Origin of the sequence: Flavobacterium olei (genome assembly GCF_039749035.1) — a bacterium.
Taxonomy (GTDB): domain Bacteria; phylum Bacteroidota; class Bacteroidia; order Flavobacteriales; family Flavobacteriaceae; genus Flavobacterium; species Flavobacterium olei.
Window position 1 is genome coordinate 649,511 of the sequence record NZ_JBDKWC010000001.1, and the last position, 26,074, is coordinate 675,584.

Below are 26,074 nucleotides of genomic sequence, written 5' to 3' on the forward strand. Positions count from 1 at the left end.
ATAAATATATTTTAATGTTATAAAAAACGGGTTATCCTACATCATTGAGTGTTTCAATGCAAGATAAATCAGAATCAAATTTTACAAAACTGGCCGGAAACCCCGATTTTATTTTTCCGATTTTATGCTGCATGCCAACAGCAGAAGCTACTCTTGTAGTTGCCATTTTTATTGCTTCATCAAGCGAAACATTCAGATGATTGTAAGCATTTTGCACTGCTTCTGTCATGGATATGGTTGCGCCTGCCAGATTGCCGTCTTCATTTCTGTAGAAACCATTTTCCAAATGAGCATCAAAATTATCCCATTTAAAAGTCGCTACTTTTCTCCCTAGAAACGTTGCATCGCTTATCAGAAAGAATTTTTCCTGTTTTAATTTATAAGCCACTTTTGCCGCAGCGTAATCACAATGAACTCCATCCAGAATTACCGGTGCATAAACTGTTTCATTCTCAAAAACAGCACCGACCAAGCCTGGTTCACGATGTCCAAATTGTGTCATAGCATTAAACAAATGGGTAACCAGATTTATTCCTTTAGCTAAATAAAATTGTGCTTCTTTATGTGTAATGGTCGAATGTCCAATCGAAATCGTAATACCGCTTTCAATCAGCATGTTCAATTGCTCTTCTGTAAAACATTCCGGAGCTATTGTAATCACTTTTATAACTTCTTTTCCGTGCCTGATTATTTCTTCAAGTTCTGCGTTTGTAGGTTTTCTAACCTGATCGATACTGTGTGCGCCTCTCCTTAACGGATTTAAAAATGGTCCTTCCAGATGCATTCCGAAAACACCATTATTATATTTTTTCATATAGTGACGAACCGCTTCGATACCTTGTAAAATAGTTTCTTTTGAAGAAGAAATCAGGCAGGGTAAAACGTGTGTTGTGCCGTACTTCATACTGGCATCATAGATATCCTGAATGGTTTCTTCACTAGGAGTCTGACTGAAATAGTACTTTTCTCCACCATTAATCTGGATATCGATAAATCCTGCTGAAATATGTTTTCCGCCCAAATCAATTTGTTTGATATCGGTTGGAATTTCTTTTTGTACCGAAATAATGGTGCCGTTTTCTACAATTACAACTCCGTTTTCAATTATCTCTTCACCAGTATGCACAACAGCATTAACAATTGCTTGTTTCATGATTCTCTTTGTTCTTTTTCTTTCAAATTTAAAAAGAACTTTTAATTAATGGGAAATAAAAAAAGCTTCAGATATTTTTCTGAAGCTTTTTTAAAATTAAATCTGAAAATTAATATAGTGCAATCTTTTTACTAATTGCATTTATGTTTAATCCGGATTGGCCAGGATTTTATACAATTCGGCATTGGAGAGATAAAATTGGTTTTCTAAACTTATCTGAGACAACTTGGCACTGACCAGATTATTTTCTCTTGAATTAATTAAGAAAATCGAACTTTCTCCAAATGAAAATAATTTTTCTTCTGAGTTTAGCATTGTACTATAATCCTTTACCAGATCGTCGATTACTTTCTTTTGTCTTCTTAAAGAAGCAATTTCGGTTTGCTGTGCTTTTATTTTATTTTTAAGTTCAAGTCTTTGCTGCCCAATATCAAATTGAAGGTCCTGAATTTTAATTTTAGCCATTTTTAAACTTCCGCGCTCTTTTCTTAGGAAAATGGGAAAACTAAAATCGACATTAAATTTATAGTCATCAGCATTAAATGAATTCCAATACTGAGGCTCAGATATATAATTGTAACCCACATTTACTTTCGGAAGAAGCGAATTGGCTTTTAATTGCCTGTTAACTTCTAAAATAGACATTTTAGTTTCTAAAGACTGAATTTTCGGATGCGAATCCAGCGATTGTACATCGACCATCATGGCATCTGTACGCAATGTTTGTTCTATAGTCTGAATTAAATTGGTTTCTGGTTTTACCATCTCTCCCAATTCAACCGGTACATTTTCAATCCATAAATAATTAGCCAGATTTAATCGCGCTTTTGCCAATTTCAGGTTTCCGTTTTCGAAATTTAATTCGCGGTTTCGCACTGTTATTTTTGCTTCAACGCTATCGATTGCCGGAGAATCTCCCGCTTCAATTAACTTTCTCACGCCTTCGAACCTGGCACTCGCAAATCCCAGGTAATTTTTATACAATTCGGCTTCGTTATAACTTTTTCTCCATTCAAAATAAGCTTCGCTTGCTTTGGCCAGAATGGCAATGGCCCGTAATCTACGCTCGGCATCGCTTAGTTTTACCTGCAATTTTCCTTCACGCACATCTGCCATTCGCTGGTTGATAAACATTCCCTGACCTAAGGCTACACTCACGCCCAGTGAAGTTAAACCCGCTTCGGGAGTACGATTTTGCGGATTGTAATATTCGCCGTCGGTATCGTCAAAACCGGCTTTTACTTCAATTCCGTACCAGGTCGGAATTTTGAAACTGCTGTTTAATAACGAATAATATTCTGTTCCTTTAAATTCTTTCTTACTGTAATCGACTTCAATTTTCGGATCAAAACCACCACGCGCTGTCATTAATCTTGCCTGAGCGCTGCTTACTTCAAGATTGGCCTGTTTAACAAGCGGATGGTACTTTTTTACGTATCCTAAAAACTCTTCAAATGTTAGCTCTTCCTGATTAAAATTTTGACTTTGCATGGAAGAAAAACAAAACAGGATTAAGAAAGAAAACAATTTTACAAGATTTCTCATTTTATTTTTTCTCCTTTCCTTTTTCTTCTTTTTCGCCCGAATTATAATAATTAGGAGGAAAACCATTTAGATTTCGCCAAATTTCATACCCCACAGAAACTGTTTCAAGAAGTGCAATACTTTGAGCCCCTGCTCCTATACTAAGTTCTTTGGGCCAGTTATGATCTTTTCCGTCAGGAGCAACAAGAATTCTGTATTTTCCGTTTGGACTGATAAAATTTTCTATCGCAACCACTTTACCACCGTAAGTTCCGTAAGACAATCCCGGCCATCCCGAAAATACGATTCTTGGCCATCCATCGAACCAGACACGGACTTTTGCTCCTCTGTGCACCAACGGTAAATCAATTGGTTCCACATACGTTTCTACCGCAATATCATAACTTTGCGGCATAATACTCACTACCGGAGTTCCCTCTTTAATTGTTTCTCCCAAACCAGCAAGCAAAGCACGGTTTACATAACCGCTTTGCGGAGCCGTAATGTAATACAAACCATTTCTCAGTCGGTAATTTGTATATTGATTCTGAAGTTTATTTACCTGGGCTTCTGTATCGTATTGGGTACTTAAAGCCGTAAACTTATCACTTCTTGATTTTGAAATTTTTTCTGCATATTCAGCCGTAATCCTGTTGATTTCTACTTTCGCATTTATCAGCTCATTCCTGCTGCTCAATAACTTATTTTCCTGCGTAATAATATACGCTTCGGCCTCCTGAAGCTTCAGTCTTTTCTGCTCAACATCTGTTAATGGTTTAAGGCCTTCCTTGTTTAAGGCAGTCGAACGGTCAAATTGTGTTTTTGCAATTCGGAGCTGTGTTCTTACAGCGACAAGATCCATACTGTCACTTTTAATTTTCAATTGTGACTGACGAATTTTGTTTTGTGCCTGCTGCAGCTTTAGTTGTCGTTCGGTCGTAAGCGATTGTGCCTGCACGTCAAGCGAATTTACCTTATCTCCGTAGGATTCTACCGCCATTTTTTTGGCATCGACTTGTTGTTTGGTATTTCCAACAAGATTCGGATCCAGGTAATCTTCTTTAATTTCTGAAATAAAAAGAATAGTATCTCCTTTTTTTACAAAATCTCCTTCTTTAACAAACCATTTTTCGATTCTACCGGCAATTGTATTGTGTACCGTCTGAGGTCTTTGGTCTGGTTTTAAAGTCGTAACAGAACCGCTTCCCGAAATATTTTGTGTCCATGGAAGAAATAAACAGCAAATCAGAAAAATTAAAAACCCAATGATGACTTTATTTAATATTCTGTAGTGCGGTCTGCGGGCGACACTTGTAATCGATTTGTATTTGCCCGGCGTTATAAGTATATTGTTATCTTTAGATATATTGAGCATGATTAAAGCTTTATGTCATTAATAATTTTTCCGTCATCAATCGTGATCATACGGCTGCATTTGTTTCTCCAGACATCATTTTTAGAGGTTACAATTACAGTCCAGTCGTTTTCTTCAGAAAGGAGAAAATCAACAATTTTACTCGACGTGATATCATCCATTTTATCTACCGGATCTTCTAAAAATAAAATATTCGGTTTCCCTACAATACTTCTTGCCAAAAGAATTTTCTGGACATCTGAAGCAGAAAGTTCGCGTCCGCCAGGATGAATCTGATTCTCAAGCCCATTCTCAAAAGTTTTAATATACGGTGTCAGACCTACATTATCCAAAGCCCATTTTAAATCATCACTATTAAGTGCTTCATTTCCAAAAACAATATTTTCGCGAATAGTTCCTGCAAAAAGGGTATCGCCCTGTAAATATGTTCCGGCCTGTGCCCTGTAAGTGTCTTCGTTAAGTCGGTTCATGTAATTATCGGTCACATACATGGCTCCGCTTTCAGGTTCCAAAACACCAGAAAGCAGTCGTAATAAAGTACTTTTTCCGGCACCATTTGTTCCTGCCAAAATGATTTTTTCTCCCTGTGAAATTTTAAGGTTGATGTTTTTAAGTGATTTTTTATTGTGGCCGGGGTAATTGTACGCAATACTCTCCGTTTCGATGTTAATTCCTTTTTCTGTTTTATCAGAAGTTTGCGGAATACAGGAGATCTCCATATCGGTTACCTGACCAATTTTTTCCACAGATGTCAAAACATCATAAAAAGATTCCAGTCCGAAAATGATTTTTTCAACAGAATTAATCAACAATACAATTACAATTTCAGCTGCTACGAACTGCCCTATGTTCATTTGGTGGTGAATTACCAGAAAACCACCGATCGATAATAAGGCAGCAGTAACAATTACTTTAAAAATAGTAAGCTGAATATATTGTTTTTTCATTACCTGAAAATGCTTTTCGCGGTAATTGACATAATTGCTTACATAGCCGTCGTTTCTTTCCAGAGCATATTCAAAAGCACCTTTTCTGCGGAAACTTTCTCTGTTTCTGGCAATTTCCTGAAGCCATGCTGCTACTTTATATTTAAATTTTGACTCGTTAAGACTTGTCTCCAATCCGTCTTTGTATGAAAATTTAAAAATGATATATAATATGGCAATAAACAGAAGCCCAATTACCATAAAAAAAGAATGATACAGCACCAGTAAGATAATACCCAAACCTACCTGCAGAAATGCGGTGCAGAAATCCAGTAATAACTTTGCAGTACCTTTTTGTACCATTAAAGTATCAAAGAAGCGATTTGCTTTTTCGGGAGCGTACTCAGAGTACATTTCCTTAAATTTTATTAAAGGCATTCTGTATGCAAATTCGAAAGAAGAGCGTACAAAAATTCTTTGCTGCAGGTTTTCTACAATTCTCAGCTGTAAAATGGTCAGGACTCCACCAAAACCTACTCCAACTGTAACCAGAATCACAAGAACGATCCAGGAAACGCTAAGTTGTCCGCTTTGAATGAAATTAATAATAGCCTGAATTCCCAGGGGCAGAGAAAGATTTACTAAACCTGCAAATGCAGCATAGAAGATAATTTGATATACATCGCGCTTATCGAGCTGCAATAAGTTATAAAAACGTTTAAATGGTGTCATGAATGTAAGTATAAATACAAGATTATTACATAGAATAAATATACGGCAAAAACCGCATTTAAGATCAGGATTTTAATCCTAATCCTTAAAGGACAAGTATTTATGAATTTAACTGAGGAGGCGGTAAATGTATTTTACCATGAAAACCAAGCGAAAATATGGTGTTATTAATGTAGTTCTTTCCTTTTTGTTCTTTTAGAAAATACAATTTCGGCATTGCAGATTCTAAAGAAATAAGATATTCCATGGCGGGAATACCTTTTGTTAATTTGGCTGTTTTAGTGTCTTTGGTTTCGTAATCGTCAAGTTCTTCTGTAATGCCGTCGCATTTAAAAACTTTTTTAAGAAAATTACAGGCAATTCCTTTTATGGTATAGGTTTCGGCGTTGTCGTTTATAATACGTCCAAAGCTGTTTGAAATGTTTAAGCTGCTAATTAAAAAATAGCCCACTAATAACACCTGAAGGCATTTGCAAAAAAAGCTATTTTTAATTTTTTTCAACATTTTCTAAAAAATAAAAAGTTATCCACCTCTAAAATCACATTAAAAACTTCTTTAATCTTTTAAACCTCGTTTTTAATTCTTTCCGCTAAATTTATTTTTTTCATCTTAAAAATTATGTTCCTTTTCCACTGAGAGATCAGTGATATAGGGCAGTCATTTTAATTTTTATGAGCGCGCAATTTAGAGCCATTTTTTTTGCGGAACATTAAAATAACATTAGAATTTGGCTGACTTAAAAACTTTAAAAATAAATTAACAAGACATTCTTACATGGTGGCTTAACAATCGGAATTATATAACTCACTGCTAAAATTCTATAACTCTACGGCTGAGATCTAATCTACTTTTGGGTATCGAAAATTTGACAAAGTTCTTTTAAAAAATATATAATGTTACCCGATACACAAATTAGATTTAACCATTTAATACATAATCAAAAGATGATCTACGCAAAAAATGATTTGACAAGATTCTTAGATGCACAAAATAAACTTTACCTAACTGCTTTTTCTGAAATTAAAAAAGGCAAAAAAGAAACCCATTGGATGTGGTTTATTTTTCCGCAGATCAAAGGTTTAGGAAAAAGCACTCTTTCTGATTATTATGGTATAGCCAATCTTAAAGAAGCTACAGAATATTTAAAACATCCTATTTTAGCTAAACATTTAGTTGAAATCTCTAAACTTCTTTTAAATTTTAGTAAAAAATCTGCCGAAGGCATTTTAGGAGAATTAGGTGCAAGAAAATTGCATTCTTCTATGAGTCTGTTTGTTCAGGTTGAAAATGCAGATCCTGTATTTCAGGAAGTACTGGACACTTTTTTCTATGGACATTTAGATCCGCTTACTTTAAATTTCACCAAGAAGACAGTTAAAAAACTGCCTGCAGAAGTACTTTCTTAATCTATATATTCATATCAATTTCAACAAAAAAGGGAATAGTTTTTAAGCTATTCCCTTTTTGACTTTTTAGAGATAAATTAAAATTTAACAAAGAGTTGTTTTTCAATTCAGCAATTAATCGTAATATTGCGATTAATTAATAGCTAAGAAATGGGAATTACCAAAACAGACATGTTTAATGAACAGCAAAATAAATTTGCTTCGCAGCTCAAGGCACTCGCCCATCCTGCACGCATTGCCATTTTGCAATATATAATTAAACAAAATGCCTGCATTTGCAATGATCTGGTGAATGAACTTGGTTTAGCACAAGCCACTATTTCCCAACATCTGAAAGAATTAAAAAATATCGGCATTATAAAAGGAAGCATTGAAGGAACCAGTATTTGTTATTGCATAAACGAAGTGGTTTGGAATGAAATTAAAAACGAACTTCAGTTGTTTTTTACTGCTGATGTAAAAACCAATACTTGCTGCTGACCTTTTTTTGCTTCAATAAATCGCAATATTACGATAAACATTTAAAAGAAATTATTATGAAATTATCAGAAATTAAATCCGTGTTAGAAAAACTGGAAAGTGTTAATTTTGAACTTCCTGACGGGACTTTTGTTCCGGAAAATTTCCATGTTACAGAAATTGGTCAAATCCATAAAAGCTATATTGATTGTGGCGGAACGGTTCGAAAAGAAACCTCGGTCAACTTTCAGTTATGGGATGCAAATGATTTTGATCACAGATTGAAACCAAAAAAATTACTGGACATCATCGAACTTTCCGAGAAAATATTACATATTGAAGATCATGAGATTGAGGTTGAATATCAAAATACTACAATTGGCAGATATAGTCTGGATTTCACTGGCGGGAATTTTATATTAGTGAATAAAAAAACTGCCTGTCTGGCACAAGAGCAATGCGGAATTCCATCAGAAAATAAAACATTTAAAATACTAAATGTTTCAGATGAATCTAATTCCTGTACTCCGGGCGGCGGATGTTGTTAATTGTGAATTCTATCATATATAAATATGGAATCTAAAATTAGAATTCTGGTATTATGCACGGGAAATAGCTGCAGAAGCCAGATCGCAGAAGGATATTTAAAATACTACGCAAAAGACAAAGCCGAAATTTACAGTGCCGGCGTAGAAACCCACGGTGTGAACCCAAAGGCAATTACAATAATGCAGGAAGATGGTATAGATATTTCAGACCACACTTCCAATACTATGGAAGAATATGATACTATAGCATTTGATTTTGTAATAACGGTCTGTGATCATGCAAAAGAACGCTGCCCGTTTGTGGCTTCAAAAGCAGTTAAAATGCATTACAATTTTCCTGATCCTGCAAAAGCTACAGGAACTGAAAATGAAATCCTGGAAGAATTTCGTAAGGTCAGAAATAGTATTAAAGACTATTGCCGAAAATTTATAGAAGAGCATGTATAACAATTGTTATTTACATTTAATAAATTAATTTTGTCTGCAAATTTAGCTGCATGAACCTGAATGACCTGACCGTAAACGATAGTGAAAAAATTGCTTTGGAAGATCTTTTTTTTAGTGATGAAAATAAGACCGCTCTTCTTCAAATTATTAAAGAACATCGATATCTGGAAGAATTAAAGAAGTACAATCTTAAAGTCGATAATAAAATTTTACTTCACGGAAGTTCAGGTTGTGGAAAAACGACTACAGCAAAAGCAATCGCTAATACGCTGGACAAAAAAATTATCATTATAAACCTTAGTACCATAATTGATTCGAGAATTGGAGAAACTTCAAAAAATCTGAAAGCCATTTTTGACAAGGCAATCCGCGAGAAAGCCGTTTTATTTTTAGATGAATTTGATCAGATTGGAAAAAGCCGTGACAGCGATGACAAAGACGTAGGCGAAATGAGACGTTTGGTAAATACTATTATTCAGCTTTTTGATTATTTCCCTTCTGACAGTTTACTCATCTGCGCTACAAATCATTACAAGATTATTGACAGCGCTTTATTACGGAGGTTTCAATTGCGTTTAAAATACGAAATGCCTTTAAAGAAACAACTTGCTCTCTATTACGATAAAATTCTAAGTACGTTTCCGGAGCATTTTCAAAACATAGAAAGACGATTTTCTATTTCGTATGCCGAGGCTTTAGATTATATACATACAACTATGAAAAGGCAGATAATTAACGCTTTAGAATCCAAATAAATTAAAAGACCCGCTGTAAATTTACAGCGGGTCTTTTCCTTGGGTGGAGTTTTATATAGAATAAATAGTGTACTAAATTATAATCCTCTTGTTAACCAACCTCTTTTGTTGGCAGTTACCAGAGCATAAGGTGCAATCCAGAATAAACTGAAGGTATAGAAAAAACTATAGGTATAAGCCCAGAAAGATTCTGTTGATTTGTATCTTTTTGCGTAAAATATCATGGAGAAAGTCGACATAATAAGAATTCCAAAAAATGTAGACGTTATAAACAATATTGGATGAACTGCAATAAAGTAAATCATAAATATTAAAAACGGATACGTCATGGCGATTCTAAAAAACTGATTTAAAAACAGCATTCTTGCTCCAAATTTAGAATCTTTTCTAAAATTAGTAAATACAAATTTCCCCATTGCCAGATTCTCACGCACATTACTTCTTGCCCATCTGATAAACATTTTGTACAATCCTTTGTAGTCTTCCGGAACGTTGGTTAAAACCACCGCATTTCTTTGAAATTTTACTTCCAGACCTTGTTTCAAAATCATGTTGGTCATAGCACGATCTTCTCCAATATCAGATGGCTGTCCCATAAAAGTCTGGTTGATCCATTCGGGAAGGCAATTAAAAACTGCATCTCTTCTGTAAGCCGCAAGTGCACCCGGAGTACATAATACAGAACCCAACTCGCTTTCTGCAGAACGCTGGAATTCAAAACTCATCACGAAACTTACATTTAGCATTTTTGGTAAAATTGCTTTTTTGTTATTCAGAACCTGAACATTTCCTGCAACAGCACCACATTTTTTACTTACCACAAACGGGCTTACTAAATTTCTTAAAGTATCTTTTTTCACAATAGAATCACTGTCTACTGTTACAAAAATCTCTCCTGTTCCCAGCTTAAATCCTCTGTATAAAGCATGACGCTTTCCTGCATTTTTAGGCTGTTGAAAAATCGTTACGCGATCTCCCAATTTCGCTTTTGCTTCCTGCATCCAGTACCAGGTATCATCTTTACTTCCATCGTCAATTGCTAAAAGCTGTAATTTTTCGGCCGGATAATCGCTGTTTGCAAGACTCATTAAAGTCTCCCAAACTAATTTTCCTTCATTATAAGCAGGAACTATTATGGTACAAGTTGGCAACAAATCATCTGAAACAGAAGGAATTGCTTTATATTTTAAATATAGATAAGAGCTGTATAGAAAAACCCCTGCCTGATAGAAAAACAATATGGTAGCAATAACTAAAAATGGGAATCCTAAAGTAGATTCGATTCTTTCCAGTTGAAATTGTTCAAAATCATCCTGTAACTGAATAACGAAATACGTTCCAACCAACATTAATATAAATGTTCCTATTAAGACAGCAGAACCAAAAAGACTCTTCGGCCTGCTTACATGTATTTTTTTTGCATTGTTTTTAGTTCCAAAAAAAGAACTGTTTAATGGGCTTTCGCTAATAACTGCAGCGCTATTAGATGAATAAAATTGTTTCGAGGTAATTGTTTCGCTTTCCATGCTTATACTCCTTTTTTGATTTCTTTATATGGCTTTTAGTAAAATCTTTATTTTTAATATCAACCGATTCTGTGCATCGATTAAAAATATTTCGAAGATTTTGACATAGACACAATTTGCAAGCGTCGTGCCAATACAACTCTAAGCTGTTACAGAGGCGATTAGGAATATTGAAACAAAAATAAGTGTATAATTATTTTACACATTTCTGGTTACAGTATACAATAAGAGTAAATTGATAATTCAGGAAGGAGCTTTTAAGACTGAAAGATCATTAAGAAATACGAAAGCATTTTAAGACCATTTCTTTAAAAAACAGAAAGAAGAATTTAAACGTTACTTTTTATAAGAAAAGTATATTTTAAGTAGGAAAATTTATTTAGTCTGCTATTTTTTTTGAATTTAAATAAGCATTCTTCGAAAAAAAAGCAGGAAATACGACTTAAAAAAGTTAAATTTATCGAAATAAACTTAATACTAAATTACAGAGATTACAAAATGAATAAAGAGCATTACAATCTTTTGCTTGCAGATGATGATGAAGATGACTGCCTTTTTTTTAAAGAAGCTCTCGATGAAATAACAGTCAGCGCGACGCTGTCTATGGTGCATGACGGTGTACAATTAATGGATTATCTAAGAAACCACAGTCCGAATTTTCCGGATGTTATCTTTTTAGATTTGAATATGCCAAGAAAAAACGGTTTGGAATGCCTTACCGAGATTAAAAATGATCCCAATTTAAAGACCCTTCCTGTTATCATTTTTTCTACTTCGCTGGATAGTGAAATAGTAGATAATTTGTATCAGAAAGGCGCTTCCTTTTATATTCGTAAACCCGGTGATTTTTCCAAACTAAAACTAGTTATTACAAAAGCGCTGACACAGGCATCCGAAAACAATTTTAAACAGCCCGAAAGAGCCAGCTTTATACTGCAACCTTAATTCTCTTTGGAAATGAACCAAAACAAAAAGGAACATTATTTTTTGTCCGAAGGAGGAGAAATGGGCAGCCTGATACGTTCTGCCGATTGGAGCAAAACCCCTTTGGGCGATCCCGAAGAATGGCCTCAGAGCTTAAAAACGATGACTGCTGTAATGCTGGCCAATCCTTTTGGTATGTACATTGCTTGGGGCGAAAACTATACGCAATTATACAATGATGCTTTTCGTCCGATATTAGGTACAACTAAGCATCCTGCGGCTTTGGGCGGAAGTCCAAGAGAAACTTTCTCTGAAATCTGGGACAAAATCGGACCCATGTTTCATGATACAATGAAGGGAGAAGCGGTAAGTTTTAATGATTTTAAGGTTTCTTTACATCGAAATGGTTACATTGAAGATTGTTTTTTTGATTTTGCTTACAGTCCGATAAAAATCGAAGACGGATCTGTCGGTGGTATTTTGGTTACCATAAGAGAAACTACCGGAAAAAAAATTATTGCAGATGCTTTACAGGAAAGTAATGCCAGATTTGTCAATAATATTATGCAGGCACCTGTGGCAATGTGTATTTTGAGAGGCGAAGATCATGTTGTGGAAATTGCCAACGAACAAATGTTACAGCTTTGGGGAACAAAAGCGAAGGACATTACTAACCAACCTATTTTACAGACTTTACCTGAGTTAAAAAACCACGGTTTTGATGAAATTTTGAACGACGTATTTAGAAATGGCAAAAAAATTACGGCTGACGAACTTTCTATTCATCGAAACGGTCAGACTGACGATACCTATATCAATTTTGTTTACGAAGCACTTCGGGAAGCAGACGGCACCATATCTGGTATTGCTATAATTGCAAATGAAGTGACCGCACAGGTTCTGGCACGCTCCAAAGTCCAAGACAGTGAACAAAAAATCAGACAACTGGTAGAAAACGCTCCTTTTCCTATTGCAGTTTATGTGGGGAAAGAAATGCGAATAGAACTGGCAAATGATTCTATAATTAAGGTTTGGGGAAAAGGTCCTGATGTCATTGGAAAAAAATACACCGAAATTCTTCCTGAATTGAAAAATGAACCGATTTTTAAACAAGTTGAAACCGTTTATGAAACCGGACAATCTTTCCATTCTAATAATGCACGAATTGATATTCTTGTAGATAATGTATTAAAAACATCTTACTTTAATTACAGCTTTACACCTTTATTTGATTTGAATGGTAAAGTGTATGCCGTAATGAATACGGCTGTAGAAATTACAGATTTGTTTTTAGCCAAACAAAAAATTGAAAAAAGCGATAAAAGATTTAGGGAAACCGTAAAACAGGCACCAGTAGGAATTACTATTCTGCGCGGACCCGAATATATGGTCGAAATGGCAAATGAGGCCTATCTTAAATTAATAGACAAAGAAGAATCTGCCTTTGTTGGAAAATCACTATACGACTCGCTTCCTGAAGTAAAAGAAACCGTAAGTGCGTTATTGGATGGGGTTTTGAACACGGGAATTCCATTTCACGGATATGAAGTTCCGGTGCCATTACAACGATATGGAAAAATGGAAACCAGTTATTTTGATTTTCTGTATCATCCGTTAAAAGAAGAAAACGGAAGCATTTCAGGAATTTTAGTAACAGCATCTGAAGTTAGTGAAAAAGTAGAAGCCAGAAAAAAAGTCGAACTTAACGAAGACCGGCTTAAAATAGTATTAGAAGCCAGTGAACTCGGCACCTGGGAACTGAATGTTAAAACCAGAATCCCAACGTACTCCAAAAGATATCTGGAAATAATTGGCGGTTACGAAGAGGAAGTTGTATTAACTCACGAACAATTGCTGCAGCATCTGCATCCTGATGACATGCATATCAGAAATAAAAGTTTCGAGGAAGCCCTCACTTCAGGCATTCTTTTTTATGAATGTAGGGTAATCTGGAAAGACCAATCCATACATTGGATGGAAGGCAAAGGAAAACTTTTTTACGATGACAACAACAAACCCGAAAAATTAATTGGCACTATAAGAGATATAACGGAGGAGAAGGAATATCAGCAGAAAATTGAAGAGAGCGAAAAAAAATTACGCAATCTCATTATGCAGTCACCTGTCCCGAAAGCTATTTTGCGTGGAAAGGATTTAGTGATAGAAATGGCCAATTTTGTCCTTTTAAACAATATCTGGAAAAAAGAAGAAACAAAAGTGGAAGGGAAAAAGATATTAGAACTTTTCCCTGAATTAAAAAAACAAAAATACGCCCAACTACTAAAGATGGTGTATGATTCGGGTGAAGTATATTCTGAATCTGAATCCTTACTTTTTATTGATAATGAATACGGCGGAGATCAGTTTTATGTCGATTTTGAATTTGCACCGCTCCGCGAAAGTAATAATACAATTTCAGGAATCAGAATCACGCTTATTGATGTTACAGAAAAAGTAGAAGCCAGAAAAAAAATCGAAGAAAGTGAGAAGAGATTCCGCTCTCTTACAGAAAGTATTCCGCAATTAATATGGGAAACCGATGCCGAAGGAAATTCTCTTTTTACCTCAGCCAAATGGTTCGAATATACTGGTATAGAACCAAGCAAAGAACATTCCTGGAAGCAGATAGTTCATCCTGACGATTTTGATGAAAATACCAGAATGTGGCAGCATGCGCTTACTACTGGCGAAATATACCGCTGTGATGTACGAATGCTAAGAAAAGACGGCATCTACAGATGGCATACTGTTATTGGTGAACCGGTTTTTGGTCCTGACGATAAAATTATAAAATGGGTTGGCGCCTTTACAGATATCCATACCGAAAAAGCTTTTACCCACGAACTGGAACAACAGGTTACCGCAAGAACAATAGAATTAATTAAGATCAATGAATCTCTGCAGAAAAGTGAAGAACGTTATCATTTAATGGTTGACGAAGTTCAGGAATATGCAATTTTGTATTTAAACCCAAACGGAATCGTTGAAAACTGGAATGCCGGTGCCGAAAAAATAAAAGGTTATAAAGCAGATGAAATTATTGGAAAATATTTTGCTGTTTTTTATACCGAAGAAGATCAGAAAAACAATCTGCCTCAAAATCTGTTACAACTCGCAAAAGAAAATGGAAAGGTGATTCATGAAGGATGGCGCGCCAAAAAAAACGGAGATCTTTTCTGGGCAAGTGTCGTTATTACTGCCGTTCATAACAAACATGGTGAAATTGTAGGTTTTTCTAAAGTGACGCACGATCTGACAGAGCGCAAAGAAGCCGACGATAAACTAAAAATGAATGCTCTGGAACTGGAACAAAAAAATAATGAACTTGAAGAAATGAATAAGGAACTTCAGTCGTTTGCTTATATTTCCAGTCACGATTTGCAGGAACCGCTTCGAAAAATCCAGACTTTTGCTTCGCAGATTATAGATAGGGAATTCGAAAGTTTATCTGACAATGCAAAAGATAAATTTAAAAGAATGCAAAATGCAGCTCAGCGAATGCAGACTTTAATTAATGATTTACTAGCGTATTCGCGAACGAATATTCAGGAGCGTGTTTTTATAAAAACAGATCTTTCCAATATTATTAAAGAAGTTAAAGATGACCTTAAGGAGGAATTAGAACAAAAAAGTGCTGTAATTGAGATTGAACAAACATCTGAAGTCGATATAATTCCTTTTCAGTTTAAGCAGTTATTATACAACCTCATCAGCAATTCATTAAAATTTTCAAATCCGGAAGTTCCCATTGTCATAAAAATCAGAAGCGAAATTGCAGAAGGTAGAAATCTTAATAATGAAGCATTAATTGCTGCCAACCTTTACTGTCACATCAGAGTTTCGGATAACGGAATTGGTTTTGAATCACAATATGCGAAAAAAATATTCGAAGTCTTTCAGCGTTTGCACGGTCGGGACCGCTATACCGGTACAGGAATCGGACTGGCAATCGTAAAAAAAATTGTAGAAAATCATAACGGAATCATCACTGCATCCGGAATTCTTAACGAGGGAGCTTCTTTTGATATTTATATTCCGGTAGCGTAAAATTTTCACAAAAAGCAAAAATAAAAAAAACGGAAATCACATAAAGTGATTTCCGTTTTTCATTTCAAACGATTTGAAATTATCTTTAAAAAAAAGATTTATTATCTAGTATATACAGTGATCATACCAGTTGCTTTATCTTTTAATTTTAATTCTTTGTTAGTAAGATTCATGATATCACTTGTTGTAGTTACCCCACCAATAGTAAGCGTTAAATCATTGTGAGATCTTACGTAAGTTCCTGTAGTTTCTACTAAAGCACAGTTAGAACCACTGTAATCACCTTCAACTGCAGCATTACTTACTCTTAAATCTAAATAATCTCTGTTGCAACCCGCTGCATTTTCTACTGCATCAATCAGCACTTCATTTCCGCCAACAATTGATCCTGTTTTGCTCAAATTGTATTTCCCCTGGATTGGTACAATTGTTTCTCCTTCGTTATCATCGCTACTGCAAGAGGTAGCAAACATCCCTAAGCTTAAGGCTAATACAAATAATATTCTTCTAGTTTTCATGTTTGTTTGTGTTAAAAATTAATACTGCTAAATTAGATGTATAATCTCAAACAGATTTCCATGATTTTAGTAAAACATTACATAAATCGCATTAATTTATAAAAAAACTGATTTTTCTAAATTTTTTAATGCTTTACTACATATCTATTAATAATATATTGAGTCACCGGTTTTAACCCTCTTCCAGTTTCCGGATGACTCCCATGAGTGTTAAAAAATTCTATACTATCTCCAATCTTACAATACCAAATAATGGCTTTTCCATTTTTAAAAAAGGCCGTGGTATCGCAAACCTTAATCTTCCGAAGATCAATAACTCTTTCATCATAAGGTTCAGGTACATTAAATGTTCCTATACCTCCTATTTTCAAATCACAACTTACTTCTTCAAAATGATCTCCCGACCATTGCATACAATCTTTTTTGAGGGCGAGATGTATAATTGTACCTAACCCGAGAAGAACAAATATGATTGCTATATACCTCGCTATTTTAGATTTTGGTTTGAGATTTAATGTTGCTTGTGATCTTTCACTTTTAATGGATTTGGACTCTTGAATTTGCGTCGCTTTTTCGTCTAATTTATCAGGAATTTCGATTTTTATTTCTTTAGAAACTTTCTCATTAGTAATATTAGTTTCCGTTAATTCTTTGAACATTTGTAAATCTTCCTCATCAATTTGTTTTCTAAATTCTCTAAAAGGTCTTGGCTTTAGATCTACCAAAATTGCGGCCAGTTGGATTGTATCATCAGCGGGATTCTCTGTTTTACCCATAAAAAACCTTTTAACAGCTTCTAATTTATTCATCTCATCATCTCCAAAAAGATTTTTTTTCTCTCCGTCAAATGGAAAATCGAAAAATGATTTAAATCCGTTTAAGTCTTCATTATTAGTATTTGACTCAAATCTTTTGATACACAATTTTCTCAGATTTGCCGTCGTTGGCGAACTCAGATAATTTGAAAATTCTCCATCTGCTTCCTCTCTGTATTTTGCTTTGATAGCATTTTTATAATCTTCAAAAGTATTGTTTGACATAGGCATTTTAAACTTTTTTAAACTTTTTCTAAAGTATTTTATTCTACTTTTTCCAACTTCTTAGAACTTATCCCGACTTTAAGAAAACTTATTAGACTTTCCTGACTTTCCAATAAACAGAGGCTCAAAACGGCCGTTCCTTTGCCTCAACAAAATTAGTTATCGTTTTGATCTGCAGGTCAAAAACAAAAGTACAAAACTAGTTAAGTAACTAAATGCGGAAAACCGTAAAACGCAATCTATCCGGAAGTATAGAGAACCTTTTTACGCTTCTACGCCCTTCACTTCCGAAATCATTGGTATTACTCAAAAAAGTTCTGGACAGAATCCGGACAGGAATACCAATGCCTAATTTTAATTCATAACAAAATGAAAAAATTATTATTATCCGGAGTATTTGCGTTATTGTCAACTACATTATTTTCCTGTACTGCCGACGAATTTGAAACAGGAGCAGATAAAACCGAAGTAAAAAAAGAAGTTAATCCTGTCAAAGAAGCGCAGGCAACCGGCCCAGATGATGATCCGGTTATTGTACCGCCACCACCAAAAAAACCATAATAAAAAACGCTAATATTTAATAAATTAGTATTTTCGGGGAAAGTAAACTTTATGTTACGATCCCCGTTTTTATTTCTGCTAATTTTTCTTCTTTGCTTTTCCTGTAAAGAAAAAACAATTGTCTCTGCAAAAGCTGATCTTAACCGTGACAAGGCTTACATTTTGAGAGATGAAGGTATAGCACATCTTCAGAAAAAAAATTATAACAGTGCATTTTACAACTTTAATAAATCAAAAATAAGTTTCGAAGCTTTAAAAGACAGTGCCAATATCGTTTATAATTTAATTCAGATGGCGTCTATCCAACAGGTAAACGGAGATTATTATGGTAGTAAAGAAACATTAACAGAAGCACTCCCCTACTTAAAAAAGAAAGATATTTACAGCGTTGCGATCCATAATTTTTTTGGAATAGCAGACAAGGAACTTTCGCTTTACAGCGATGCTATTTATTATTACAAAGAAGCAATCAGACAATCTGATGATAATGTTTCTAAATTCTCTCCTTTAAATAATATTGCCGTTATTTATATAGAACAAAAAAAATATAAAGAAGCCATTACGCTTCTTGAATCCATTTTACAGGAGAAAAAAATTTCGAAAGAAAGCAAAGGAAGGGTTTTAGACAATCTTGGTTTTGCTTATTTTAAAACCGGTGCAAACGAAAAAGGACTCCATTTAATGAACGAAGGCCTGAAATTGAGAAATGAAACTAAAGACCTTTATGCTATAATTGGAAGCAATCTTCATTTGGCAGAATTTTTCTCTCAGACCAACATTCAGAAATCAAATTCATATGCATTAAAAGCCTATCGTACAGCTACAGAACTTCGTAGCATTGATGAACGTTTAAAAGCATTGTCTTTTCTAATTTCCAATGACTCCGACGATCAAAACAATTATGCCAAAAAATTCATTTTTCTGAATGATAGTATTATCGATATCCGAAACAACTTTAAAAATAAATTTGCTAAAATTAAATACGATTCGAAAAAAGAAAAAGACGAAAACCAGAAACTCCGTTTAGAAAAAACAGAAAATCTTTTGGCGATCCAAAATGCTAAAATTCAGCGAATATTTTTTATTGGAGGAATTATTGCACTTTTCTTCTTATTGGCTTATGGGAAAAAGCATTATGAAAACCGAAACCGCATTGAGAAAATCAAAACCATGCAGGATACCGAAACCCGAATTGCCAAAGATATTCACGATGAACTGGCAAATGATGTTTTCCAGGCCATTACATATACGCAGACCCAGTCGCTAACAGCGGAAAATAATAAAGCGACTTTACTTCAAAAACTGGATCACATCTATTCGCGCGTTCGCGGAATCTCCAGAGAAAACAATAATATTGATACAGGACCAAATTTTTCTGCTAATTTGAAAGAATTACTTTCCACTTATAATACTCCCGAAACCAACGTTATTATTACCAATATTGAAAAAATTAACTGGGACATAATCGATGATATTAAAAAGTTTACGATTTACCGTGTTTTACAGGAATTAATGGTTAACATGAAAAAGCATAGTCACGCTCCTGTTGTAGTTGTAAAGTTTGAAATTGACTCCAATAACGTATTAATTGACTATACAGATAACGGAAAAGGCTGCGAAAAATCAGAAATAGTAAAAAATGGTCTGCTAAATATGGAAAACCGTATTTCGGCAACAAAAGGAACTATTACTTTTGACACTGAACCACATAAAGGTTTTAAAGTAAAAATATCCATGCCTAAATAATTTTCTATGTTTAAAAAAGTACTAATTGCGGAAGACCTTGATGCAATGAATTTAGGAATTCAACAAGTTTTAAAAGATTTAAATATTGTCGATTTTCAGCATTCTAAATATTGCGATGACGCGTTTTTAAAAATTCGCGCAGCGATTCAGCAAAATGAACCTTTCGATTTACTGATTAGTGATCTTTCTTTCAAAACAGATCACCGAAAAGCCGATATCGAAAACGGCGACCAACTGGTTCAGAAAGTTCGTGAATTGCAGCCCCATATTAAAATCATTGCTTACTCTGTAGAAGATAAAGGTTTTCGAATTAAATCGCTTTTCGAAAATGCCGAAATCAATGGTTTTGTTTTGAAAGGTTTGAACAGTATCGAAGAATTGAAAAAAGCGATTCATTTAATCTCAACGTCAGAGGAAAGATTTATTTCCCCGGAAGTTGCCTCGGCATTACATGAAAAAAGTAACTTCGAAATTGATGATACTGATATTAAAATTTTAAAATATTTATCTTCCGGAACTTCACAGGACGAAATCATAGAAATCTTTAAAAACTCAGATATAAAACCCAATAGTAAAAGCGCTGTAGAAAAAAGATTATCCAAACTAAAGGACTTTTTTAAAGCAAATAACACGGTTCATCTGGTTTCGATTACAAAAGATATGGGAATTATTTAAAATCTTGCACACTAAACTCTTAAGCTTCTCCGGAAGCTTTTTTTTATGGCTGCCATTTAAATTTTCAGGATTATGGATTTCCGTAAAATACTGGTTTTGATTGGAGGTATTTTTGAAAAAGTAATATGCCTTCAATTAATAATCTAATTTTAAAAAAAAACATGATAAACGATTTAAAAAAATTCTTAAACGAAGAACAAGACCCGAAAGCTGTTGAAAAATTATTAGGTAGCGTTACAGGACTTTTAACAGCAGGAGAACAAATAGAGTATATCGGAGTTCAAAAAAAGCCTGTTGTAAATCTCTCACCTGATTGCATTGCTTTGACAAATAAAAGAATAATTTTTTGCAGACCTAAAAATCTAGGATTTTCAATGGATTTCCAAGATTATGCCTGGAAAGACGTTTTAGATTGTCATATAAAAGAAGGTATTATGGGTGCAAATTTTTCGATGAAAACAATAAAGGGTCAAATCAATATGCTTGATTATTTACCCAAAGCCCAAGCTAGAAAGCTTTACCAATTTGCGCAACAAAAAGAAGAAGAAATGGTTGCTTACAGACGTGAACATGACCTTGAAAACAAAAGAGCAATTGCTGGAGGAGGTATAACCGTAAATACAAATGTTCCCGCTTCTCAAAATACAGAGCAAAAAGAAGATCCTTTGGAAATATTGCAAAAATTAAAAAAATTATTAGACAGCGAAATTATTTCTCAAAATGAGTTCGATACAAAAAAAATAGAAATTTTATCAAAAATGTAAATTATGAAAAGTAGACTTACCGCAGCAATTTTAGCATTATTTTTTGGCGGAATTGGTATTCATAAATTTTATCTAGGACAATCTTTGCAAGGTGTTTTTTATCTATTATTCTGCTGGACACTGATTCCCTCAATATTAGCTTTCTTTCAATTTATTGGACTTTTATTAATGTCTGACCACTCATTTAATGTAAAATACAATAATGGTTTTTAACTGAAATACAAATTAAAAATAATAAACTATGGAAACCGCAATTCAACTAAAATCATTGGCAGATAAAATCAATCAGTTAAAAGACAGAATTGAAACGGAAGAATCTGCTAAACATGCTTTCGTATTACCTTTCATTCATATCCTAGGATATGATGCTTTTAATCCGCTTGAAGTTGTTCCTGAATTTACCGCAGATCTAGGTCTAAAGAAAGGTGAAAAAGTAGATTACGCTATTTTCTTAAATGGTGAACCTATAATTATTGTGGAATGTAAAGGCTGTAAAGAAAAACTGACCATTCATAATTCGCAATTATTCAGATATTTTCATGTTACCAAAACACGCTTTGCACTTTTAACAAACGGAATTACGTATCAATTTTTTACTGATCTGGATGCACAAAATAAAATGGATGAAAAACCATTTTTGGAATTTGACATCACGAATCTAAAGGAAAATACAATTAATGAAATTACGAAGTTTCATAAATCCAATTTCAATGTTGATAATATTGTAAGTAATGCAAGTTCTTTAAAATTTATTAAAGAAATTAAAAAGCAAATTAGTAATGAACTTGAAAATCCTTCGAATGATTTTACGAAGTTTTTTGCCAATAAAGTATACACGGGGAGATTGACAGAAAAAGTGGTTGATGAGTTTAAAGATTTAGTTCAGAAGTCCCTGAATCAATTTATCAGCGAAAAGATAAATGATCGTTTAAATGCGGCCCTTTCTAAAGAAACTATCAAACAGCAAAATGAACAAATTGAAGTGATTGAGGAAGATAATAAAGTCACTACTACCGAAGAGGAATTGGAAGGTTACAGAATAATTGTGGCTATCTTGAGAAGAAAACTTCCCATAAAAAGAATTGTCTATCGTGATACTCAATCGTATTTCGGAATTCTTCTCGACGATAATAATCGTAAACCTCTTGCCAGACTGCACCTCAACGGAAGTAAAAAATATATCAGTCTTTTTAATGATAATAAAACGGAAGCAAAAAATCCTATTTCCTCAATTGACGATATCTATCAGTTTGAAAAAGAATTACTGGACACTGTAGAAGTTTACGAAAGTCAAATTCAGGTATAACTACCTGAATTTTTGCTAATAAACAAACCTATATTTTGAATAGAATCTGTTTGCGAAATTTCAAAAATTTTATTTCATATTAAAAAAACAATTTATAGATAACAAAACTACTCTCAAAACATGTTACTTACTAAGAAATTAATATTCCTGATTTTTCTATTGGGCATTTTCGCCTGCAAGAGAGCGGACGCCCCTCCTCCACCGCAGATTAATACTTTTGTCGAATCATCTATTACTCCTGATGACAGAAAAACAATTACTGTCGAAGAAGCCAAAACGTATCATATTGATTCTAAACGTAAGTTTAAATATCGTACCGGAAATCCAGGCCATTATGAATACAATTATAACGTGAAAGGAATTGATATAAAGGGGGATTCCGTTTTCGGAAACATTAATACAGAAGGAAAATACGGCGCCGGAATTTTGGAATCTGACAGCATAGGAGAACTTCAGATTAAAACCCAATGGGTTGACTACGGTAAACTTAAAGCAACGGATAACCAGGGAAATGAATATCAGCTAATCGTGAAATAATTTATTTTTTTGAACTTAACTTATTTAAAATACCACACTTATGAAATATACTTTACTCTTAATATTCTTAATCTTAAGTTCCTTTGACACTGTCGAAACTTCTGTTTATATCTGTGGTTCGACCGGAGCAAAAAAATATCATTATAAGGAAACCTGTCGCGGACTCAATTCCTGTAGTCGCGGCGTTGTTAAAACATCTGTTAAGCAGGCTCAAAATCTTGGTTTAACGCTTTGCGGATGGGAAGATTAAAGTCTAAATACATTATTTAATCATTTGATAATAATCACTTTACCATAAATTCACATTAGTTTTATTAATTTGAATAAAACTAATCGTTATGAAATTCTTCAACCTAAATTTTCTGGTATCTTTTAAAGAATGGCTTTTTTTAAGAGCAATGCAATCTTCTTTCCTTCATTAATAATAGTTTAAAAAAAGGAAAATAAGATTGAATGAATAAAATTGAGAGCTCATTTCTAAACAAAAACCAATTTGGTGAAGATTTCTTGTGGGGTGTTTCTACCGCTGCCTTCCAAATTGAAGGAGCGCATGATTCAGACGGAAAAGGTACTTCTATCTGGGATGTTTTTACCTCTAAAAAAGGTAAAATAAAAAACGGGCATCACGCTCGTACGGCATGCGATTTCTACAACTCTTATCCGGAAGATATTAAATTGATTCGTGAATTAAATATTCCGAATTTTAGATTTTCCATTAGTTGGAGCCGAATTATGCCAACCGGCCTTCATCCTGTAAATCAGGCCGGAATAGAGTATTACAATAAAATTATAGATTCTTTACTGGCCTTAGAAATTCAGCCCTGGATTACACTTTACCATTGGGATTTACCTCATCAGCTTGAATTAAAAGGCGGATGGACAAATCGGGAGTCGGTTTCGTGGTTTAGAGACTATGTTGAAGTTTGCGTGACGCATTTTGGCGATCGCGTTAAAAACTGGATGGTCATTAACGAACCTTCTGTATTTACCGGAGCAGGATATTTTCTGGGTATACATGCACCTGGCAAAACCGGAATTTCAAATTATTTAAAAGCGATGCATCATGTCACTTTGGCCACCACTGCAGGCGGTAGAATAATTCGAAACCTGGTATCAGATGCTAATATCGGTACTACTTTTTCATGCACGCACATCGAACCTGCAACAGAAAATCTCAAAGATGTGGAAGCCGCAAAACGGGTCGATACTTTATTAAACCGGACTTTTATCGAGCCGATTTTAGGTTTAGGTTATCCTCAGAAAGATTTGCCGGTGCTAAAAAAGCTCAATACTTATATTTTAGCAGACGATTTGGACAACCTCGCTTTCGATTTTGACTTTATAGGCCTGCAATGTTACACCCGCGAAGTTGTAAAATCTGCTATGCTGATTCCGTATATTGGCGCGGAATTGGTAAGCGCCGAAAAAAGAAATGTGATTGCTACCGAAATGGGCTGGGAAGTTTATCCACCCGCGTTATATCACATTCTGAAAAAATTTAATGAATATAAAGGAATTCGAAAAATCATTATTACTGAAAATGGCGCTGCCTTTCCCGATACGGTGACCAACGGAAAAGTGCACGACATCAAACGAACACATTATATTCAGGATCATCTCGAACAGATTTTAAAAGCCAAAAACGACGGATTTAATGTGAATGGCTATTTTGTGTGGAGCTTAACAGATAACTTTGAATGGGCAGAAGGTTATAATGCCCGCTTCGGATTGATTCACGTTGACTTTGAAACCCAGAAACGAACAATAAAAAATTCGGGATTGTGGTTTAAGGATTTCCTGTCTTAGATTTTTTTCTAAAAAATAAAAGGCTTTCATAATAAAGTTATGAAGGCTTTTTTGTTGTGAGAGAATCTTCTCTTAAATATGTCTGAATTTATAATTTTGTTTTAAGATTCCGACATGCACTTTTCCATTCTTTTTTAAGTGTGCCGTTATCAGGATATATTTTTCTTCCGGATATTTTATTTCATAGCTAAAAGTGGTGTCTTTTGCTTTAATCTGAAGGATATGCTTTCCTTCATCTGAAATTGAAAGATCGGCCACCTCGTATTTTGGGAGTTCATTTGTCGCTTTCAAATTGATGTCCTGAATTTTCTTCTTGTCCAGAAATACTTCCAGTTTTAAATTATCAAGTTTCATATCTGTTGGCTGTTCAAACGAAACAACATACTTTTTACAACCAAAAATGCAGAGAACAATTAAAAGTAGCAGGAGCTTTTTCATAGAGAATGTTTTAAAAGAATAATTTCAGGAAATCTAAGTTTCTTTAATTTTATAAATATAAATATTTTTATACAAAACTGCTGTGTTAAAAAAGTAAATTTCATACTTCTTTTACCGCTATTTCGAGCGAGGAAATTCCATGAAATAAAAAATTAAAAAAAGACTAATTTTTTCATTATTTTACTGATAATCATTAGGTTTATACGTTTATTTTTCTTATCTTTAAGTACTAAATAACACTTGATATATGCCAAAAAACAAACTTTTTAAAAGCCTGAAATGTTCTTCAAAAAATTATTCTTTTTACTTCTTCCTGCATTTTATTTTTCAAAATGACTCCGAATTTCTTTTAGAAATTAATCCTCTCTCTTTTCTTTCTGTACAAAACGTACATTGGCAGAATAATTCTCCGCAAACGCTCTAATTAGCATCATAATGCCGTATTGCGGTTTTATTTTCTGATTCTTTCGAAAATAAAACCTTTAAACTTAAAAAGATTTCCCTTTTGGGATTTTCTTTCGACTCTTCATGTTTATTTCCCAAAAAACTAATCTTAATTATATGATCTATTTCCTGTTTTCGCGTGATCGCATTTGCTTTATGATTGATTTCAATTTACTGATTTCTTCAATTTTACATTTATCTTCTTTTCTTTGAATTTACAACCAACTTTTGAGGCTCATATTGCATCTATAATAGTAAAGATTCAATTTGATTTTGCCTTACAATAAAGTTGTAATAAGCTTAAAATTATAAGCAATGTAATTTGTTTTTTGGGAATTCCCGGGAATCTCAGGAAAATGCGGGAATTCTGGGAATTCTTATCTACAGCCACTTAAAAGCGCCTTTACTTTGCCAAA

The 26,074-nt window shown here is 34.0% G+C and carries 25 protein-coding genes; 16 read left to right on the forward strand and 9 right to left on the reverse strand.

Features of this window, described 5'->3' with window-relative positions; translation table 11 throughout:
* Positions 1 to 31: 31 nt before the first annotated feature.
* The 5 genes from nagA to ABEB31_RS02750 all read right to left on the reverse strand — a co-directional run bounded on the left by nagA (position 32) and on the right by ABEB31_RS02750 (position 6,215).
* Complete coding sequence (gene nagA, locus ABEB31_RS02730) at positions 32 to 1,153, reverse strand: N-acetylglucosamine-6-phosphate deacetylase (protein ID WP_347049806.1); 1,122 nt, start codon at positions 1,151 to 1,153, stop codon at positions 32 to 34.
* Between the two features lie 147 nt (positions 1,154 to 1,300).
* Positions 1,301 to 2,698, reverse strand: coding sequence for a TolC family protein (locus tag ABEB31_RS02735; RefSeq protein ID WP_347049807.1), 1,398 nt, complete (start codon positions 2,696 to 2,698; stop codon positions 1,301 to 1,303).
* 1 nt (position 2,699) lies between these two features.
* Entirely contained in the window at positions 2,700 to 4,052 is a 1,353-nt protein-coding gene (locus ABEB31_RS02740) for an HlyD family secretion protein (protein WP_347049808.1), read from the reverse strand.
* Positions 4,053 to 4,054: 2 nt separating this feature from the next.
* Positions 4,055 to 5,710 (reverse strand): peptidase domain-containing ABC transporter, encoded by a 1,656-nt coding sequence (locus ABEB31_RS02745; protein ID WP_347049809.1) that lies wholly within the window; start codon positions 5,708 to 5,710, stop codon positions 4,055 to 4,057.
* 100 nt (positions 5,711 to 5,810) lie between these two features.
* A complete protein-coding gene (locus ABEB31_RS02750) occupies positions 5,811 to 6,215 on the reverse strand; it encodes a hypothetical protein (RefSeq protein WP_347049810.1) in 405 nt (134 codons plus the stop codon).
* Between the two features lie 440 nt (positions 6,216 to 6,655).
* Between ABEB31_RS02750 and ABEB31_RS02755 the strand changes: the two genes are divergently transcribed.
* The 5 genes from ABEB31_RS02755 (at position 6,656) to ABEB31_RS02775 (ending at position 9,326) form a co-directional block, all read left to right on the forward strand.
* A complete protein-coding gene (locus ABEB31_RS02755) occupies positions 6,656 to 7,117 on the forward strand; it encodes a DUF1810 domain-containing protein (protein ID WP_347049811.1) in 462 nt (153 codons plus the stop codon).
* Between the two features lie 150 nt (positions 7,118 to 7,267).
* The gene (locus ABEB31_RS02760) at positions 7,268 to 7,597 is read left to right on the forward strand and encodes an ArsR/SmtB family transcription factor (RefSeq protein WP_347049812.1); all 330 of its coding nucleotides are present in this window, start codon (positions 7,268 to 7,270) and stop codon (positions 7,595 to 7,597) included.
* Between the two features lie 56 nt (positions 7,598 to 7,653).
* Positions 7,654 to 8,124 (forward strand): DUF6428 family protein, encoded by a 471-nt coding sequence (locus ABEB31_RS02765; RefSeq protein WP_347049813.1) that lies wholly within the window; start codon positions 7,654 to 7,656, stop codon positions 8,122 to 8,124.
* Between the two features lie 24 nt (positions 8,125 to 8,148).
* Entirely contained in the window at positions 8,149 to 8,571 is a 423-nt protein-coding gene (locus ABEB31_RS02770; RefSeq protein WP_347049814.1) for an arsenate reductase ArsC, read from the forward strand.
* 50 nt (positions 8,572 to 8,621) lie between these two features.
* On the forward strand, positions 8,622 to 9,326 hold the full coding sequence (locus ABEB31_RS02775; protein WP_347049815.1) for an AAA family ATPase: 705 nt from the start codon (positions 8,622 to 8,624) through the stop codon (positions 9,324 to 9,326).
* A 77-nt stretch (positions 9,327 to 9,403) separates the two neighbouring features.
* On the opposite strand, the gene ABEB31_RS02780 is transcribed toward ABEB31_RS02775, so the two are convergent.
* Positions 9,404 to 10,852, reverse strand: a complete 1,449-nt coding sequence (locus ABEB31_RS02780) for a glycosyltransferase family 2 protein (protein WP_347049816.1) — start codon at positions 10,850 to 10,852, stop codon at positions 9,404 to 9,406.
* Between the two features lie 498 nt (positions 10,853 to 11,350).
* On the opposite strand from ABEB31_RS02780, the gene ABEB31_RS02785 reads away from it, so the two are divergent.
* Together ABEB31_RS02785 and ABEB31_RS02790 are read left to right on the forward strand one after the other, a co-directional pair.
* On the forward strand, positions 11,351 to 11,797 hold the full coding sequence (locus tag ABEB31_RS02785; protein ID WP_347049817.1) for a response regulator: 447 nt from the start codon (positions 11,351 to 11,353) through the stop codon (positions 11,795 to 11,797).
* A gap of 12 nt (positions 11,798 to 11,809) precedes the next feature.
* Positions 11,810 to 15,823, forward strand: a complete 4,014-nt coding sequence (locus ABEB31_RS02790) for a PAS domain-containing sensor histidine kinase (RefSeq protein ID WP_347049818.1) — start codon at positions 11,810 to 11,812, stop codon at positions 15,821 to 15,823.
* A gap of 101 nt (positions 15,824 to 15,924) precedes the next feature.
* Here the strand turns inward: ABEB31_RS02790 and ABEB31_RS02795 are convergent, their stop codons facing one another.
* A complete protein-coding gene (locus ABEB31_RS02795) occupies positions 15,925 to 16,296 on the reverse strand; it encodes a lipocalin family protein (protein WP_347049819.1) in 372 nt (123 codons plus the stop codon).
* Positions 16,297 to 16,466: 170 nt separating this feature from the next.
* The gene (locus tag ABEB31_RS02800) at positions 16,467 to 17,381 is read right to left on the reverse strand and encodes a hypothetical protein (protein WP_347049820.1); all 915 of its coding nucleotides are present in this window, start codon (positions 17,379 to 17,381) and stop codon (positions 16,467 to 16,469) included.
* 369 nt (positions 17,382 to 17,750) lie between these two features.
* Here ABEB31_RS02800 and ABEB31_RS02805 point away from each other — a divergent pair, with 369 nt between their 5' ends.
* From ABEB31_RS02805 to ABEB31_RS02845, 9 genes are all read left to right on the forward strand, one after another.
* On the forward strand, positions 17,751 to 17,942 hold the full coding sequence (locus ABEB31_RS02805; protein ID WP_347049821.1) for a hypothetical protein: 192 nt from the start codon (positions 17,751 to 17,753) through the stop codon (positions 17,940 to 17,942).
* 51 nt (positions 17,943 to 17,993) lie between these two features.
* On the forward strand, positions 17,994 to 19,688 hold the full coding sequence (locus ABEB31_RS02810) for a tetratricopeptide repeat-containing sensor histidine kinase (protein WP_347049822.1): 1,695 nt from the start codon (positions 17,994 to 17,996) through the stop codon (positions 19,686 to 19,688).
* Positions 19,689 to 19,694: 6 nt separating this feature from the next.
* The gene (locus ABEB31_RS02815; protein WP_347049823.1) at positions 19,695 to 20,363 is read left to right on the forward strand and encodes a response regulator; all 669 of its coding nucleotides are present in this window, start codon (positions 19,695 to 19,697) and stop codon (positions 20,361 to 20,363) included.
* A 125-nt stretch (positions 20,364 to 20,488) separates the two neighbouring features.
* Positions 20,489 to 21,127 carry a PH domain-containing protein gene (locus ABEB31_RS02820; protein ID WP_347049824.1) on the forward strand — a complete coding sequence of 213 codons (639 nt, stop codon included), beginning with the start codon at positions 20,489 to 20,491 and terminating at the stop codon, positions 21,125 to 21,127.
* Positions 21,128 to 21,130: 3 nt separating this feature from the next.
* A complete protein-coding gene (locus ABEB31_RS02825) occupies positions 21,131 to 21,340 on the forward strand; it encodes a TM2 domain-containing protein (RefSeq protein WP_347049825.1) in 210 nt (69 codons plus the stop codon).
* 28 nt (positions 21,341 to 21,368) lie between these two features.
* The gene (locus ABEB31_RS02830; RefSeq protein ID WP_347049826.1) at positions 21,369 to 22,433 is read left to right on the forward strand and encodes a type I restriction endonuclease; all 1,065 of its coding nucleotides are present in this window, start codon (positions 21,369 to 21,371) and stop codon (positions 22,431 to 22,433) included.
* Positions 22,434 to 22,553: 120 nt separating this feature from the next.
* Positions 22,554 to 22,970 (forward strand): hypothetical protein, encoded by a 417-nt coding sequence (locus ABEB31_RS02835; RefSeq protein WP_347049827.1) that lies wholly within the window; start codon positions 22,554 to 22,556, stop codon positions 22,968 to 22,970.
* Positions 22,971 to 23,010: 40 nt separating this feature from the next.
* Entirely contained in the window at positions 23,011 to 23,220 is a 210-nt protein-coding gene (locus tag ABEB31_RS02840; protein WP_347049828.1) for a hypothetical protein, read from the forward strand.
* A gap of 203 nt (positions 23,221 to 23,423) precedes the next feature.
* Positions 23,424 to 24,776, forward strand: a complete 1,353-nt coding sequence (locus tag ABEB31_RS02845; RefSeq protein ID WP_347049829.1) for a GH1 family beta-glucosidase — start codon at positions 23,424 to 23,426, stop codon at positions 24,774 to 24,776.
* Between the two features lie 72 nt (positions 24,777 to 24,848).
* Here the strand turns inward: ABEB31_RS02845 and ABEB31_RS02850 are convergent, their stop codons facing one another.
* Positions 24,849 to 25,214, reverse strand: a complete 366-nt coding sequence (locus ABEB31_RS02850; RefSeq protein ID WP_347049830.1) for a hypothetical protein — start codon at positions 25,212 to 25,214, stop codon at positions 24,849 to 24,851.
* Positions 25,215 to 26,074: the final 860 nt, after the last annotated feature.

Coding starts and splice junctions, on each gene's coding strand:
- ABEB31_RS02805 (WP_347049821.1), top strand. CDS start 17,751: ATGAAAAAATTATTATTATCCGGAGTATTTGCGTTATTGTCAACTACA.
- ABEB31_RS02795 (WP_347049819.1), bottom strand. CDS start 16,296: ATGTTTGCTACCTCTTGCAGTAGCGATGATAACGAAGGAGAAACAATT.
- ABEB31_RS02740 (WP_347049808.1), bottom strand. CDS start 4,052: ATGCTCAATATATCTAAAGATAACAATATACTTATAACGCCGGGCAAA.
- ABEB31_RS02785 (WP_347049817.1), top strand. CDS start 11,351: ATGAATAAAGAGCATTACAATCTTTTGCTTGCAGATGATGATGAAGAT.
- ABEB31_RS02835 (WP_347049827.1), top strand. CDS start 22,554: ATGTTACTTACTAAGAAATTAATATTCCTGATTTTTCTATTGGGCATT.
- ABEB31_RS02845 (WP_347049829.1), top strand. CDS start 23,424: ATGAATAAAATTGAGAGCTCATTTCTAAACAAAAACCAATTTGGTGAA.
- ABEB31_RS02780 (WP_347049816.1), bottom strand. CDS start 10,852: ATGGAAAGCGAAACAATTACCTCGAAACAATTTTATTCATCTAATAGC.
- ABEB31_RS02765 (WP_347049813.1), top strand. CDS start 7,654: ATGAAATTATCAGAAATTAAATCCGTGTTAGAAAAACTGGAAAGTGTT.
- nagA (WP_347049806.1), bottom strand. CDS start 1,153: ATGAAACAAGCAATTGTTAATGCTGTTGTGCATACTGGTGAAGAGATA.
- ABEB31_RS02800 (WP_347049820.1), bottom strand. CDS start 17,381: ATGTCAAACAATACTTTTGAAGATTATAAAAATGCTATCAAAGCAAAA.
- ABEB31_RS02825 (WP_347049825.1), top strand. CDS start 21,131: ATGAAAAGTAGACTTACCGCAGCAATTTTAGCATTATTTTTTGGCGGA.
- ABEB31_RS02745 (WP_347049809.1), bottom strand. CDS start 5,710: ATGACACCATTTAAACGTTTTTATAACTTATTGCAGCTCGATAAGCGC.
- ABEB31_RS02775 (WP_347049815.1), top strand. CDS start 8,622: ATGAACCTGAATGACCTGACCGTAAACGATAGTGAAAAAATTGCTTTG.
- ABEB31_RS02820 (WP_347049824.1), top strand. CDS start 20,489: ATGCCTTCAATTAATAATCTAATTTTAAAAAAAAACATGATAAACGAT.
- ABEB31_RS02810 (WP_347049822.1), top strand. CDS start 17,994: ATGTTACGATCCCCGTTTTTATTTCTGCTAATTTTTCTTCTTTGCTTT.
- ABEB31_RS02830 (WP_347049826.1), top strand. CDS start 21,369: ATGGAAACCGCAATTCAACTAAAATCATTGGCAGATAAAATCAATCAG.
- ABEB31_RS02840 (WP_347049828.1), top strand. CDS start 23,011: ATGAAATATACTTTACTCTTAATATTCTTAATCTTAAGTTCCTTTGAC.
- ABEB31_RS02755 (WP_347049811.1), top strand. CDS start 6,656: ATGATCTACGCAAAAAATGATTTGACAAGATTCTTAGATGCACAAAAT.
- ABEB31_RS02760 (WP_347049812.1), top strand. CDS start 7,268: ATGGGAATTACCAAAACAGACATGTTTAATGAACAGCAAAATAAATTT.
- ABEB31_RS02735 (WP_347049807.1), bottom strand. CDS start 2,698: ATGAGAAATCTTGTAAAATTGTTTTCTTTCTTAATCCTGTTTTGTTTT.
- ABEB31_RS02815 (WP_347049823.1), top strand. CDS start 19,695: ATGTTTAAAAAAGTACTAATTGCGGAAGACCTTGATGCAATGAATTTA.
- ABEB31_RS02850 (WP_347049830.1), bottom strand. CDS start 25,214: ATGAAAAAGCTCCTGCTACTTTTAATTGTTCTCTGCATTTTTGGTTGT.
- ABEB31_RS02790 (WP_347049818.1), top strand. CDS start 11,810: ATGAACCAAAACAAAAAGGAACATTATTTTTTGTCCGAAGGAGGAGAA.
- ABEB31_RS02770 (WP_347049814.1), top strand. CDS start 8,149: ATGGAATCTAAAATTAGAATTCTGGTATTATGCACGGGAAATAGCTGC.
- ABEB31_RS02750 (WP_347049810.1), bottom strand. CDS start 6,215: ATGTTGAAAAAAATTAAAAATAGCTTTTTTTGCAAATGCCTTCAGGTG.